Annotated in this window: 13 protein-coding genes and 1 riboswitch; all 13 genes read right to left on the minus strand. The window is 36.2% G+C overall.

The features are described 5' to 3' along the window. Positions 1 to 450: 450 nt before the first annotated feature. The 13 genes from HF964_RS02265 to parC all read right to left on the minus strand — a co-directional run bounded on the left by HF964_RS02265 (position 451) and on the right by parC (position 15,575). Complete coding sequence (locus HF964_RS02265; protein WP_168721417.1) at positions 451 to 2,517, minus strand: KUP/HAK/KT family potassium transporter; 2,067 nt, start codon at positions 2,515 to 2,517, stop codon at positions 451 to 453. A gap of 342 nt (positions 2,518 to 2,859) precedes the next feature. After that, positions 2,860 to 3,156 carry a thiamine-binding protein gene (locus HF964_RS02270; RefSeq protein WP_168721418.1) on the minus strand — a complete coding sequence of 99 codons (297 nt, stop codon included), beginning with the start codon at positions 3,154 to 3,156 and terminating at the stop codon, positions 2,860 to 2,862. 21 nt (positions 3,157 to 3,177) lie between these two features. Beyond that, a complete protein-coding gene (gene thiE / locus HF964_RS02275; protein ID WP_168721419.1) occupies positions 3,178 to 3,843 on the minus strand; it encodes a thiamine phosphate synthase in 666 nt (221 codons plus the stop codon). Next, positions 3,843 to 4,655, minus strand: a complete 813-nt coding sequence (gene thiD, locus HF964_RS02280; protein WP_168721420.1) for a bifunctional hydroxymethylpyrimidine kinase/phosphomethylpyrimidine kinase — start codon at positions 4,653 to 4,655, stop codon at positions 3,843 to 3,845. The genes thiE and thiD overlap by 1 nt, the downstream gene beginning before the upstream one ends. Beyond that, a complete protein-coding gene (gene thiM, locus HF964_RS02285; protein WP_168721421.1) occupies positions 4,645 to 5,448 on the minus strand; it encodes a hydroxyethylthiazole kinase in 804 nt (267 codons plus the stop codon). Before thiM ends, thiD begins: the two co-directional genes overlap by 11 nt. A gap of 44 nt (positions 5,449 to 5,492) precedes the next feature. Next, positions 5,493 to 6,167 (minus strand): thiaminase II/PqqC family protein, encoded by a 675-nt coding sequence (locus HF964_RS02290; protein WP_168721422.1) that lies wholly within the window; start codon positions 6,165 to 6,167, stop codon positions 5,493 to 5,495. 114 nt (positions 6,168 to 6,281) lie between these two features. Continuing rightward, positions 6,282 to 6,383: riboswitch (TPP riboswitch) on the minus strand. 75 nt (positions 6,384 to 6,458) lie between these two features. Further along, positions 6,459 to 8,003, minus strand: a complete 1,545-nt coding sequence (gene mqo / locus HF964_RS02295; RefSeq protein WP_338091064.1) for a malate dehydrogenase (quinone) — start codon at positions 8,001 to 8,003, stop codon at positions 6,459 to 6,461. Between the two features lie 232 nt (positions 8,004 to 8,235). Next, positions 8,236 to 9,570 carry a gluconate:H+ symporter gene (locus HF964_RS02300; RefSeq protein WP_168721424.1) on the minus strand — a complete coding sequence of 445 codons (1,335 nt, stop codon included), beginning with the start codon at positions 9,568 to 9,570 and terminating at the stop codon, positions 8,236 to 8,238. A gap of 22 nt (positions 9,571 to 9,592) precedes the next feature. Continuing rightward, positions 9,593 to 10,363, minus strand: a complete 771-nt coding sequence (locus HF964_RS02305) for an SDR family NAD(P)-dependent oxidoreductase (protein ID WP_168721425.1) — start codon at positions 10,361 to 10,363, stop codon at positions 9,593 to 9,595. A 203-nt stretch (positions 10,364 to 10,566) separates the two neighbouring features. Then, entirely contained in the window at positions 10,567 to 11,487 is a 921-nt protein-coding gene (locus tag HF964_RS02310) for a manganese-dependent inorganic pyrophosphatase (RefSeq protein ID WP_168721426.1), read from the minus strand. Positions 11,488 to 11,599: 112 nt separating this feature from the next. Next, positions 11,600 to 11,926, minus strand: coding sequence for a hypothetical protein (locus tag HF964_RS02315; RefSeq protein WP_168721427.1), 327 nt, complete (start codon positions 11,924 to 11,926; stop codon positions 11,600 to 11,602). 69 nt (positions 11,927 to 11,995) lie between these two features. Beyond that, a complete protein-coding gene (locus HF964_RS02320; RefSeq protein ID WP_168721428.1) occupies positions 11,996 to 12,967 on the minus strand; it encodes a LysR family transcriptional regulator in 972 nt (323 codons plus the stop codon). Between the two features lie 160 nt (positions 12,968 to 13,127). After that, complete coding sequence (gene parC, locus HF964_RS02325) at positions 13,128 to 15,575, minus strand: DNA topoisomerase IV subunit A (RefSeq protein WP_168721429.1); 2,448 nt, start codon at positions 15,573 to 15,575, stop codon at positions 13,128 to 13,130. Positions 15,576 to 15,602: the final 27 nt, after the last annotated feature.

Consider the following 15,602-nt stretch of genomic DNA (forward strand, 5'->3'; position numbering starts at 1 on the left):
TAGAATAATAGCATTCTTATCATCAGGTGTCTATGCTTTTTAATGTGTTTTATTCAAAAAATTTTTTAAAACTTTGAATAAATAGAAATAAAAGCCTTTAAATCAACGTTTATACTCAAAAACATTTATTTATGATTAAATAATATTTTATTGTATTTTACTACAAATCATATCCAATACTCAATAAATTAGGATTCAAAAGATATTGTTTCACTCTAATATCTAGTAATATTTCCTTTTTGCAATCATCTTTTATTACGCCGCTATCAAGTTCGTTAGTTAAACAAGCGATGTTGGGCAATAAACGATAAAAGGTGTCCCAATAAAACTAAAAAGAGAAGACTAAATTTATAAAAAATTCAGTCTTCTCTTTTTAATTTATGAAATTATTTAATTTTAAAACACGGTCTAATCGTCAATTACTACTAGCTATAGTTATGACACAATCCCTTATTCAATAGATTTAGGTTCATTTTTGGTTGAATCTAAATTTTTTTCGGCTGGAACTGTATTTTTAATATAGTCCTTATGCAGGTTTCGAGATACTTTACGATTAATAAATAATGGTTCTGGTTCTTCTAATACTTCACTAAATTCTAACCCGTACCAAATAGCAGGAGCTGCCATTTTTTCTTGTAAGAATAAGCGACCAGCAATTAATGTACGATCAAGAAATGATGAACTTTGTAATGAGCGTAAATCAGCTAATTTTTGCTTCATGACTACGTAGCTAAAGTTACCAATTTTACGCCCCTTTAACGTACTATACTTTTGAATCTGAATATCGATCGCTTCTTCAGCAATTAATTGATTTACAATTTCGCGTAGATAGACGCTAACAGTTTGACTAACCTTAAATCCAAGGTATAGATGCACACAGACAATATTGCGCGTTCCCATCATGTCAACTGTATATCGGCGCTCAAATGGGGTTGCTGTTTCATGAATTGATACAAACCAGTATACACAAGCACGTTTTGGCTGCTTATCAAGGATTGAATAAAGTACAGAACGCTTAACTGTATAATTTTGCTTAATATTAGCTATATAAACTAAATTAGTTGCATATTCTGGTATCGTAGTATCATTACTTAATTTAACTAATTGTTTTCGGAAATCACGTAATGAAACATATTCAGTTTCATCAACATATTTATCCCGAGCCTTGTTACCAAAGTACCAAAGCACCATTACACCTACAATCGCTAATGTAATTAATACGGTCACATAACCACCATCAACAAACTTAAATAGACTTGCAATTAGGAAAAGCATTTCAAGGGCACCAAAGAAAAATGCTACTGTCAATGCAACTATCCGATTACGTTTCATCGTAATAAATTCATAAAGAAGCAATGTTGTCATTAACATTGTTACCGTAATAGCTAAGCCATATGCTGATTCCATATGTGCTGATGTTTGGAATAAAAATACAATTCCTAAACTAGCTGCACACATTAACCAATTAACAAAGCGAATATAAACTTGACTTTTCAAGAAATTAGGATACCGCATTCGAATCCGTGGTAAAATCTTTAAACCAATCGCTTCTGTAACTAGAGTGAATGAACCAGTGATCAGCGCCTGTGATGCAATAATGGCAGCTAAAGTAGCAATTATAATTCCAAAGATACGCCAAGTTTCTGGCATCATTGCAAAGAATGGATTAATACCAGTTAAATTTTGAAAACTATCGGCTTTCATATGTGCTAAAGTCCATGCACCTTGGCCCATGTAATTCAAAATCAAAGTAATAAACACAAATGGCCAGGTGAAATAAATGTTACGCTTTCCAACGTGTCCCATATCTGAGTACAAAGCTTCTGAACCAGTTGTTGCTAAGAATACACTTCCTAGGATAAAAATTCCAACCTTATTTTCTGGGCTAAAAAGTAACTTTACACCATACTGAGGCAATAAAGCTTGCCAAATATCAGGATAGTGAGCCATGTTCATAACACCCATTAAACCTAGAAAAGCAAACCAAATTAGCATAATAGGCCCAAATAATTTTCCGATTGCATTTGTTCCATAGCGCTGTAACATAAACAATGCTAATAAAATAACTGCAACTGCCAGGACAACTACATTTTGGCTATTACTAAAAACAAAGCTGCCTATCTTCTGGCCCTTAAGTCCTTCAATGGCACTAGTTACGGTCATCGCAGGAGTTAATGTTCCATCTGCCAGCAAAGCAGCTCCACCGATAACTGCCGGAATAATTAGCCATTTTGCCCTATTCCTAACAATCGCATATAAGGCAAATATTCCACCCTCACCACGATTATCTGCCTGCAAGGCAATCAAAACATATTTGATTGTCGTAACTAGAGTAATTGTCCAAAATACTAATGAGATTGCTCCAAATACATAATCCTTTGTTAGATTACCAAAGACCCCCTGATGCCCCAAAATGGCGTTCATTGTATACAGTGGTGATGTACCAATATCACCATATACAATTCCAATTGCAACTAACGCTGTTCCCAGCGATACTAATTCTTTTTTTCTTTCCATGACCCTCTCTCGAACCATTTCTGTATTTATGCTCAATTCCATTTAAAAATATGAGCTACCAACAATTTTACGTTATGCATGTTAAAACAACAAGCTTATAAAAATTTTTTACATTATAAATCAATCTTTATAATCTATAAATCAGTACATATACTGTACTAATATGAAGTCTAACGATTATTAATTTAAAGTGCAATCAAGTTGTTTTAAATTTAAGGTTCGTATTTTTGTACTACACAACCATTCAGATAATTAGAATTTTCAATAAGTAGCCAGTATATTGTATATAACAAAAAGGCCACCTCTGTTTTGAGGCAGCTCTTTTATAATCGTTAATTTATTTTAATGTTCATGTTTTTTAGTTTTCTTATCAATTGTCAAAACTTCACCTTCTGGACGATACGTGATTTTAACATATGCTGATACCTCAGGAGCGCCGGCTTTAATTGCAATTAATTGACAATTTTTGATAATCTCCATTAAACCTTCATAATCACCTTCAATACTAGTTTCAAAGGCACCAACTTGATAATTATAACCTGTACTTTGAATATAGTTAATTACTTGATCAACAACTTCAATTAAACGTTCGTCTGTTTCTGCCTTTGGTAATACTTGAATTGCGATACTTGCTTCCATAATTTTTCTCCTAGGGGGGCTTTATTTTGTAAATATTTCATTAATTTTTGGAATCCATGTATTTAATTCCGTAACTTTGGCATGTGTAAAAGCTGAAATCATTGCAAGGCCACAAGCACCAGTCCTAGCAATATCTTTAGCATCAGTAAATGAAACACCACCAATAGCTACAATTGGTAATTTTGTTGCCGTAACTAAATCTGTTAAACCCTTTAATCCAATTACAGGATCGGCATCGGCCTTAGAACTAGTAGTCTTAATTGGCCCACTACCTAAATAACTTATATTTGTTAAATCACTATTACCAAGTTGTGTTAAATTACTAACTGATAAGCCAATAAACATATCGGGATTAGTGCTTAACTTAATTTGGTCTACAATTTTAGATACTGTTTGATCGCTTTGACCAATATGGATGCCATCGGCTTGAATAGCTAATGCCAAATTAAGATCATCGTCAATTACTAACGGCACATTATATTTTAAAGTTAATTTCTTTAATTGATGCGCTAATGCTAATTTATCAGCATAATTTTTAATTGCACCTGAACCTTTTTCCCGATATTGAACGATTGTAGTGCCAGCCTTTAAAGCAGTCTCTACTAATTCTAACAAATCTTGGCCTGCTAATAAATCTTTGGTACCAATTATTAAATAAGAACGTAACATTTTTGATGAAAATTGCATTAATTACACATCCTTCCCCAATGATTAAGTGGTCCGTGGCCATGCCCTACAATAATTTGATTAGTGATAGTTGTATATAAATACTCTTTGGCTTGCTTGATGGAGCTAACTAAATCATATCCAAGTGCCAAATTACTAGCAATTGCTGCGGCATAAGTATCACCAGTCCCATGAGTTCGAATAGTATCAACGCGTGAATTAACCAATGTAAATTCAGTTTGATTAGCTAGTAAGATATAATCAGTTAACTCATTACCAATAGCGTGACCGCCCTTAATGAGAACATTTTTAGCACCTAAAGATTGTAATATGTGTGCAGCAGTTACTAAATTATCAGGTGTGTTAATTTCAATGCCAGTCAATTGTTGTGCTTCTAATAAATTAGGTGTTACCAAAGTAGCTAATGGTAATAATTTTGTTTTAACTGCTGTAACTGCTTCGTTACTTAATAATTTAGCTCCACCTTTAGCTACCATTACTGGATCAATAATAATTGGACCAAAGTCATAATTAGCAAGTGCTTTTGCGACAATTTCAACATGTTGTTGATCACCTAGCATCCCAGTTTTAACGGCTCTAATTGCCAAGTCATCAGCAATACTAGCAAATTGTTGCTCAATTATTTGCGGTTCAAGTAATTGAACACCTTGAACACCATACGTATTTTGGGCCGTCACAGCGACAACCACTGTGGCCGGATACACGTGATGCGCAAAGGCGGTCGCTACATCAGCATTAATTCCGGCACCGCCACTAGAATCAATGCCCGCCACGGTTAACATTTGGGGAAATTGTTGTACATTACTTGACATCTAATTCCTCCCAATCACCAAATTCTTCAAGTTTAGCTGGTGTTAATTGGTATAGTTCATCCAATAAAGCCGCACTAAACGTACCTGGTTTACCTTCGTTTTGTTGACCAGCTAATTGACCAGCTACTCCCATAGCAAGCGTTGCTAATGCTAAACCTTCTAAGCGGTCTTGTCCCTTAAGTAAAAAGGTGCCCAAAACTGATGACAGCATATCACCTGAACCAACATTAGCGGCTAGTAATTCATGGCCATTTTTGATTTTAAAGACTTTATGCCCATCCGTCACAATATCTGTTGGTCCCGTCAATACAATCAACATATCGGTATTGCGCGCAGCTGCGACAGCCACGGCTTCAATATCAACTTCCCCAACGGCATCAATCCCACGTGATTCAGCAGCCACTCCTGCAAAGTGCGCAATTTCACTGGCATTTCCCCGAATTACATCGACTTGAATTTCTTTAAGTAAGCGGGCAACATATTGGCTCCGGAATGGTACGCTAACCGCTACTGGATCAATAATTACGGGTAACCCCAATGTATTAGCTGCTTTACCTAAAGCGACTAGTTCAACAAAATCAAGTTCTGCACTTTGAGCGGTGCCTAAATTTAACGTAACAGCAGTGGCCATGCTTACTAATGCTGGTGCTTCAGCAGGTTCAAGACTCATAATTGGTGAACCACCAATAACATTAACCGCATTGGCTACGATTTGCGGTGTTACATAATTCGCAAACGTTACAATCACCGGGGTTGTGGCACGAACTTGATCTAATAACTGATAATTTAACATGGTAGAACTCCTTTTAAAATTAAGTTTTTTGCACCTGATATAAATTACGCTTCATATAACCATTTTTGTTGCCGATAAGCGGCATCAAAGAAATGATATTCATATTCACAGCCGCGTAAAAAAATCTCAATCAAGTTAGCTTGATCGTATGCTGATAATTCGGTCATATGCGTATCAAGCATGGCAAATAAATCATCAACAATTGACATTTCAAAGTATTCCGGCATGTCATTGGCATATAAGTGCAACCATCTACCAAGTAGCGTATCAGTGCCCACTTTGGGACCTAAGTTGTGCCCAAATTCTCGATATATCCACATACATGGTAGCACAGCAGTAATTTGATAAAAGTAGTTATGGGCCCCGCTGGCTTTAATATGATTTAAATACGCCACTGTATTTGGATTCGGTTTAGCTAACCCAACTTCAGCTAAGGTAGTCCCGGCATGTTCAAGTAACCATTCATGCGCAATTATTTCTGCTTCAGTGGTAATACTTGGGGCGACTAAAGCCCGTTGTGCATCATCATTAGCCAATAAATAGGCATTCGCAAACGCTTTTGCATATTCACCTAAGTAGTATTCATCTTGTTGGACATACGTAATTAACGCATCGTTACTAATCTCGCCCGTGATTATTTCTTGTAAAAACGGATGTGAAATTACCGCTTGTAAGATTGGTTGGGCTTGTTCAACCAAGGTTTCAGAAAATTTAGACATAAGAATCTCCAGCAAATTTATTATCATAAGTAACAATTAAATGCTAGGTTGCACATGACGTAGGTGCCAAATAAAAAAGGGGCCAGTCCACGCATGGACTGACACCTACTAAAAGGTCGACATTCAGTACTTCCCTACGCGAGTTTCAACTCAACAGGTTCAAGGGTCCCAGTCTGACTGATCTCAGTGACGTACATCACACCCCTAGTAACACATCTATATAATTGCTCTAACACTTACAAATTTAAGATTAGCATTTTATTTGAATTTTTACAAGTATCATTCAATAATTCACGCATTATCTAACTGTAATGTTGCGGTTGTATATGCTTGAATTTCGGCAAATAATGCAGGGTTATCATTCAATTTTTGGCCATACGAGGGAATCATCGCTAAAATTTTAGGAGCCCATTCAGCCATACGATCTGTAAAACAAGTCTCAATGACATTTAACATCACTGAAACAGCAGTTGAAGCCCCTGGTGAAGCACCTAATAAGGCCGCTACCGATCCACTCCCACCAGTAACAACTTCAGTCCCAAATTGTAAGATCCCTTTGCCCGCATTCGTATCCTTAATCACTTGGACCCGTTGACCAGCCACAATAATTTCCCAATCATTACTTTGCACCTCTGGAATAAACTCGCGCAGTTCGGCAATGCGTTGAGCTTTTGTCAAAGTTAGTTCTTTTAATAAATACTGCACCAAGCTTATATTTTTAGCCCCCGATGCCAACATTGTTACTAAATTATCGGACTTAACTGAATTAATTAAGTCCCACGCTGAACCATTTTTTAAAAATTTAGGTGAAAAACCAGCAAACGGACCAAATAATAATGCTTTTTGCCCATCGATAAAGCGTGTATCTAAATGTGGTACTGACATTGGTGGTGCACCAACGGCAGCTTTCCCATAAACTTTACCATGATGTTGATTAGCGATGGCTGGCTTTTTACAGACTAAAAATAAACCACTGATGGGGAAACCACCAATGTGCTTGGCTTCAGGAATACCGGTTTTTTGAAGTAATGGTAAGGCCCCACCACCAGCACCGATAAATAGGAATTTGGTTGTTAAATGTTTGACTTGTCCAGCTTCATTAATGACTTTAACTTCCCACAACTGATTAGCGTGACGCTGAATATCTTTAACGGTAAGTCCATAATCAATTTGAACTCCTTGTTGTTGTAAATGACTACATAACAAGCGCGTGAGGGCCCCAAAGTTAACATCGGTTCCAGAGTCGATTTTAGTCGCTGCAATTTTAGCGTCGGCATTGCGGCCACGCATGATTAATGGCATCCATTCAGTTAAAGTTGCCCAATCATCGCTATACTGCATACCGTTAAATAAATGACTTTTAGTCAAAGCCGCCACTCGTTGCTGTAAAAACTCGGCGTTCTTAGTACCCTGAACCATACTCATATGGGGAATAGCTCGAATAAAATCAGTCGGATTTTTAATATTGCCTTGATCAACTAAATATGACCAAAATTGACGTGAAAGTTGAAACTGTTCATTAATATTTAAAGCTTTATCAATGTTAACCGAACCATCTTTATTTAGCGACGTATAATTCAATTCACAGAGTGCTGAATGGCCGGTCCCAGCATTATTCCACTCATTAGAACTTTCCTGGGCTGGCTCGGTCATTTTCTCTAAAACCCGAACATTTAAAGTTGGATCTAATTCTTTCAATAACGTTCCTAAAGTTGCACTCATAATACCTGCACCAATTAATAAGACATCAATTACTTGCGTATCATTACTCATAATTATCATCCTTAACCATATTTTTGTATCGCTAATCAATAATACAATTAACCTAAACAACACTTAAATTAAGTTAATTCTAGCATAAATGATAAAACAATTAAATAACAATGATAAATTTTATTGATTTTAACATAATTTAAATTTTATCATCAATTCCATCCATCTGGCCAGTATTTAGCATAAAAAGTTGTCTTCAGAAATCAATGTCTCAAACGTTAAAAACGAAAAAAGCGAATAAAATTTAACATTTCATTCGCTTTTAATTTTTAAGATATATACAATTAATCCACGTTTAAATAAATAATGACGCGACTAGAATCGATGCCAAACCAGATAATGAAATCACACATGTTAAGGTCGTCCATGAAAGGAACGTTTCTTTTAGCGTAAGTCCAAAGTATTCTTTAATCATCCAAAAACCAGCATCATTAACATGATCAGCAAAGATGCTACCGGCACCAATTGCTAACACAATTAATACCGGATTAACGGTTGAATTAGTAACAATATTAGTAACTAAGCTCGCACCGGTAATTGAAGCGACAGTTGATGAACCTAAACTAATCCGGAGTAAAGCCGTAATTAACCAAGCCACAATAATTGGTGACATGTTTGATTGACCAAATAAATCACCGATAAACTTAGCAACGCCGCCATCAACAAGAACTTGTTTGAAGGCACCACCACCACCAATGATTAAAAGCATCATGGCAATTTGCTTAACGGAACCCGACATTTTATCACCAATTTCAGCCATTGTTAAGCCGCGGTTAAGGCCCATCGTAAAGACCGCAAAGATTAATGAAATTAACATCGCCACGTCTGGTGAACTAATAAACGCGACTACATTTCCAATCAATGTACCTTTAGGTAAAATAAAATCCAAGATAGTCCCAATCCCAATTAAAATAACGGGTAATAAAGCAGTTAAGACACTAATCCCAAATTTAGGCGTTTCATCAATATTGAATTCTTTATAATCACCAAGAACTGAAATATTGATATCACGCTTATATACCTTGGGATATACTTTTTGTAAAAAGTGATTAAAAATTGGTCCCGAAATAACAATCGTTGGAATCGCAACTAAAATACCGATTAATAAAACATGGCCAAGTGGGACCTTCAAGACATCCGATACAGCAGTTGGCGCTGGATGTGGTGGTAAAAATCCATGTGCAACATTCAGAGTTGCGGCCATCGGAATCCCAAGATATAACAATGGCATATCAACTTCACGGGCAATCACAAAGATAATTGGTAATAGCACAACTAACCCAACCTCAAAGAATAACGCTAAACCGATAATAAATGATGCGATAATGACAGCAACTTGAATCCGTTTACGCCCAAAAACTTCAATTAACTTGTGGGCAATTCGAAAACCACCCCCCGTATCAGAAAGCAATTTACCAAGCATTGAACCAAAACCAAAGATAATAGCTAAATGACCTAATTGCCCCCCAATCCCTGTTTCAATACTGGTTGGTAATTTACTAACCGGAATCCCTAAAATCAATCCTACAACAAAAGCTGTAATAACCAATGAAACAAACGTATTTAACTTAAACTTGGTAATCAAAATAACTAATAAGATGACCCCAATCAAAACCGCAATAAGTGGCATAAGTCTTCTCCTTTAAAATCATTTACCGTAACAAGTACCCACCATCAACAGGAATCGTTACACCCACCACATAATTGGAAGCCGCACTCGCCAGAAATACAAGTGCTCCTTTAAGTTCTGTTGGATCAGCCCAATGAGCAGCTGGAATATGGGTTAAAATTTCTTGATTCCGGATTGGATCATTTTGTAATGGTTCTGTCATTTCGGTATTAATATAACCCGGTGCTAAGACATTAACTTGAATACCTTCGGGTGCTAAGGCGTCGGCATAGGCTTTAGTTAAACCAACAACGCCATGCTTACTAGCGGCATACGGATAAATATACTTACCCGCCCGAAACGATTGCATTGAGCCAATATTGATAATTTTCCCAGCATGTTGTGAGACCATTACCCGAGCCGCCTCATGTGTTAAGAAATATAATGCATTTAAATTAGTGTCGATGACTTTTAACCAATCGGCATCTTCAAAATCTAATAAGTTATTACGAATTTGAATTCCAGCGTTATTCACTAAAATATCCAACTTCCCAAATACATTGACACATTGATCAACTATTTTAGCCGCCGCCCCCACAGCAGTAATATCTTGTTGAATAAATTCAACTTGGCGTCCATATGCGGATACATACGCCTGCGTTTTATCCCACCCTTTGGTACTACGACTTACAATACATACATCTGCACCTGCTTCAACTAATGCTTGTGTGTAATAATAACCTAGTCCTGATGTTCCACCGGTAATCAGGGCTACTTGACCTGTTAAATCAAATAGCTTTTTCACATCTGTCATTAATTTTCCCCCACTTATGTTTTATTTTTGTAACCGCTTACAATATTAAGCTAAGCTTAATAAAAAGTCAATGTCAGTTGGTATTTTTCATATTTCAATAAAATAAAAATTATATAAATAATTATTAGTTTCAAGGTAATAGCCAACAAAAAAGCCACGAAAATAATTTACTTTCGTAGCTTTTTTATTTATTTAAACTGTAATTAGAATGAGGCTGTCAATGGTGGCACAACTTGCTTCTTACGTGAAACAACCCCTGGCAATGCCAAACGATTGTTAGTTAAAGTACCATTAAAGGCTGCTTCAACTGGTGCAGTTGGTTCACCAACTACTAATAATTCTGAATCAGAAGTTAAAATGTTAGTAACAACAAACAAGAATAAGTCGTAGCCATTCTTAGTAATTTCAGCGGCCATAGCTTCTTCCAAGGCTGCTTGACGTTCAAAAACCTCAGCAATATCAACCGTGTTAACTTGACCGATGCGAACAGTCTTACCACCCATTTCAAATGATTTAGCGTCACCTTCAAGGAGTTCAAGTTCAGTCTTAGTTGATAAGTTAGTACCAGCTTTTAACATTTCAAGACCATATGACTCAAAATCAACATCCGCAATTTCAGCTAAAGTCTTAACGGCAATCTTATCAAATTCAGTCGTTGTTGGTGATTTCAACAACAATGTGTCAGAAATGATAGCAGAAAGCATCAAACCAGCAATTTGAGCTGGGATTTCAACTTTGTTTTCGTTGTACATCTTCAAAAGAATTGATGAAGTAGCACCAAGGGCTTCAGCACGAATAAACAATGGAGCTGCTGTTTCCAAAGCAAACTTGTGGTGATCAACGATGTTAGTAATTTCAACTTCAGCTAAATCACTAACTGATTGTTGGCTTTCGTTGTGGTCAACTAATACAACCGCTTCGACTTCTGGTTTAGCCGCAGCAATCACACGAGGTGCTGAATAATCGAAGTGACGCAATGCAAATTGTGTTTCTTCGTTAGGTGTTCCTAAAGCTACGGCTTCAGTTTCTTCACCTAATTGGTTCAATAAGTGTGAGTAAGCAATTGCAGCTACAATCGCATCAGTATCTGGGTTTGAGTGTCCAAAAACGAGTTTCTTTGTCATAATTGACTCCTTCAATTATTAAATTATTAATCTGTTATTACCATTATAGCCAATTTTGGCCGGTACTCCAACAATAAAACAACTAAATTCTTACAAAATTAGTAGGATATCGCTAGACTTGATACATGTTAGAAGCTATAAAAATAACTTGATACTCATTACCTAGTTCAGCTTGAATTTTGCTAGCTAAAATTCGACCGCCTTGGTTGTGAGATACTTCCGTGAATTGCTCACCGGCAATTAATTGCTCAGTTTCCCAATCGACCCAGCTACCAAACGAATTCGTCCATATAGTTAATTCAGCTTGTAATGTTGGTGTTAATGGTAAGTCATAAGTATCTAAATTATAATCACACTTAGCACACCATAAGGGATCAGCTCCCATTTCAGCTTCAACGTTTATTATACTAATTTGTGGGCATGCACAAATTTGATCCATAAAACTCTCCTTTTACAAAAGAAAAGTCCGCACACCATAGTGGCATGTGGACTTCTCTACAAACTTTAATTAGTCATCGACGTGTTGAAGCATTTCCAAACGTTCTTCATAAGCATGACTAGCTAAATATTCATCAAACGCTGTCAAGAAGTTTGAAATCCGTGGAATTTCACTCTTATCAGTTCGATAGACGAACGATAAATCAAACTTAACACTTGGTTCAAACGGCATTGCAAAAGTTTTTGTCCCCATATTAGCTTGATGACTAGTGATAAATGACTTAGGCAAAGCAGTGTAAGAATCAGTTTGCTTAGCAAAACGTAAAATTTGATTTAGTGTTGAGAATCGTGCTACAGATTTAGGTAAATCAAGTAAGTGATTCTTGTAAATTTCACGAATTGTTTGATCAATGTAATAGCTTTCAGGGTAAGTTACCCAGTTTTCATCTAAAGTATCCTTTAAACGAATTTTTTCAAGCTTTGCCAATTCAGGACTATTATGCACGAATAGTAAATCTTCAGTCATAATACTCTTAGCTTGGTATGGCTTCCAATTTTTAATTGATTCATCTGGTAAGTACATAATCGCTAAATCAATGCGGTTATTTTCAAGGCGTTCCCAGATTTCTTTACGACTAAGTGTAAAGAAAGTTACTCGAACATCTGGATGATCCTTATAATAATTCATAATGAAATCTTCAACCACACGGTCTTCAATTGATGAAAGCATTCCAATAGTAATTTCACCTTGCGTAGCAGATGTTGATTGTTGAATTTCATCAGTAGCTCGATTAAGTAATTCATATATTTCTTGCGTAACATTAAGCATTGTTAAACCGGCATCAGTCATTCGTAGCTTTTTACCAATTGAGTAAAACAAAGGTGCCCCAACAGTCCGTTCCAATTTCTTGATTTGTTGTGTCAATGCTGGTTGTGTAATACCTAAAATTTGAGACGCTTGAGTATAATTCATCGTTTCTGACAATTGTAAAAAGTATGACAACGTCTTTGATGAAAAAATATTTTCTTGAGTGGTCTTCATAGTCCCTTACTCCTATTCATATAGTTATTATATTATATATAATACCCATACTATAAGTTAATAGCAAGTGTTTTAACTTGTAATTTATAAAAAGGACTATAAATAACTAATAAAAAAGAAATTAGTTATTTATTAAAAAATTTTAAACCTTTTTAATAACCTAATTATTAATCATCGCTAAAATTTTCGTTACCATCGTGCATGGTTGGCCTTCAACATCAACATCAATGACAAATGCACCATTTGAGTATCCTGAACTAAGTGGATAATTATTAGGAATAATGTCGTGTATTAAGTTACGACTTGTAATAACTTCAAGTGCTGCCAATGGATCAGTAATAATTACCGCAGCCATAATTTGATGGGGTTGTGCTTTAAGTTCTCGTAAAATCATATTTCCCCGACGTGCTCGGCTAGTTACGGCGATATCATTAACGCTCATGCGCTTGAATGCACCACGTTGAGTTACAATACCAATTTCATCATCAGGTTTTACAATCAATGCACTTACAATTGTTTCGTCATCACGTAAATCCATAGCACGGACCCCAGCAGTTCTAGCACCAGTCACAGACACTTCAGCTAAATCATATTGTACAGCATAACCAACGTTTGAAAGCAGACTTACTTGAATATTAGTCATACCCGTTGGAACAAAGTTAACTGAAACAATCTTAGCTGTTACGTCTTTAAGTTTCATTGCCATGGCGGCTCGCTTACGATATGTGCGACTAGGTTTTAAATCAGTAAATGCCGTTTGCTTGATCCAGCCATCTGAAGTTGTTAAAACAAAGTTCCCAGTTGTTTCCAAAGAATCAAAGATCATTACTGCTAACATCTCTTCATCAGAATCAAGGCCGTTAATTGTTTGTGATACGTGTTCCCCTGTATCTTTCCACTTAACATCAGTAATTTCATGAACTGGTCGATAAATAAGGTTACCTTTATTTGTAAAAATAAAGACATGTGCTAAAGTATTAACTTTTTCAAGGAAGATAGGTCGATCATCTTCACGCAAACCGTTTTCACTTACATCACTAGCGTTAAATGAGCGAATTGATGAACGTTTAACATAACCTGAACGTGATACTAAAAGCATTACATCTTCATCAGCAATCATAACTGTCTGATCAATCTTTAATTCTTCAACTTGATCTTCAATTTCAGCTTTACGGTCACTACCAAACTCCTTAGCAATTACTTTAAGTTCTTTACGGAGAACTTTATTCAATTCTTTTGGATCAGCCAATATTAGTTCATACTCTGCAATAGTTTTAGCTAGCTCACTAGCCTCAGCTTCTAGTTGAGTTACATCCGTATTGGTTAAACGATACAATTGCAAAGTTACAATCGCTTCTGCTTGTGCATCGGTAAAGCCAAATTGGGTCATAATATTTTCTTTGGCATTTTTACGATTTTCACTTTGGCGAATTGCTGCAACCACATCATCAAGAATTGAAATCATTTTGATTAACCCGGCAACAATATGTTGTCGTTTTTGTGCTTTTGTCAAATCAAAACGTGTCCGCTTAGTAATAATTTCTTTTTGGAAGTCCAAGTATGCTTGTAATGCTGTCAATAAGCCCACACGTTCGGGGCGTTGATGATTGATTGCAACCATATTGAAATTATATGTAATCTGCAAATCAGTCTTCTTAAATAGATATGCTAAAATACCATCAGCATTAGCATCTTTACTCAATTCAATCACAATTGATAACCCTTGACGATCGGATTCATCACGAACTTCAGAAATTCCAGCAACATCTTTATTAAGACGAATTTCATCTATTTTCTTAACTAATTGTGCTTTATTAACTTCATATGGAATTTCAGTGACTTCGATTTGTTGTTTACCACCACGAATTGTTGAAATCTTAGTCCGTGATCGCAAAACAATCCGACCTTTACCAGTTTCATAGGCTTTTTTAATCCCATCAATTCCTTGAATGATTCCTCCCGTCGGAAAATCAGGTCCCTTTACAAATTCCATCATATCATCAAGGCTAGCATTAGGATGCGCCAATAAATAAATTAGAGCCTCGATCACTTCTCGTAAATTATGTGGTGGAATATCAGTTGCATAACCTGCTGAAATTCCAGTTGCACCATTAACTAATAAGTTAGGAAAATGAGCAGGTAAAACGGTTGGTTCATATTCGGTATCATCAAAATTTAGTACCATTTCAACGGTTTCTTTATCTAAGTCCCGAAGTAACTCACCAGCAATTTTACTTAATCGGGCTTCAGTATACCGCATGGCTGCCGCAGGGTCAGCATCAATAGAACCATTATTACCATGCATTTCAATCAACGGTTCACGTAATTTCCAATCTTGTGACATCCGCACCATCGCTTCATAAATTGATGAATCTCCATGGGGGTGATAATTACCCATAACATTCCCAACCGATTTGGCTGATTTACGATATGCTTTATCAAAAGTATTACCATCTTTGTTCATGGCATACAAAATCCGGCGTTGGACAGGCTTTAAACCATCGCGGATATCAGGCAATGCCCGTTCTTGGATGATGTATTTAGAATAGCGGGCAAAACGATCGCCAATTACATCTTCTAAGGCTAATTCTTGAATATTGTCAGCCATTGAATTCTCCTTTTATCAGTAGTTCAT

The sequence above is a fragment of the Periweissella fabalis genome, assembly GCF_012396505.1.
Taxonomy (GTDB): domain Bacteria; phylum Bacillota; class Bacilli; order Lactobacillales; family Lactobacillaceae; genus Periweissella; species Periweissella fabalis.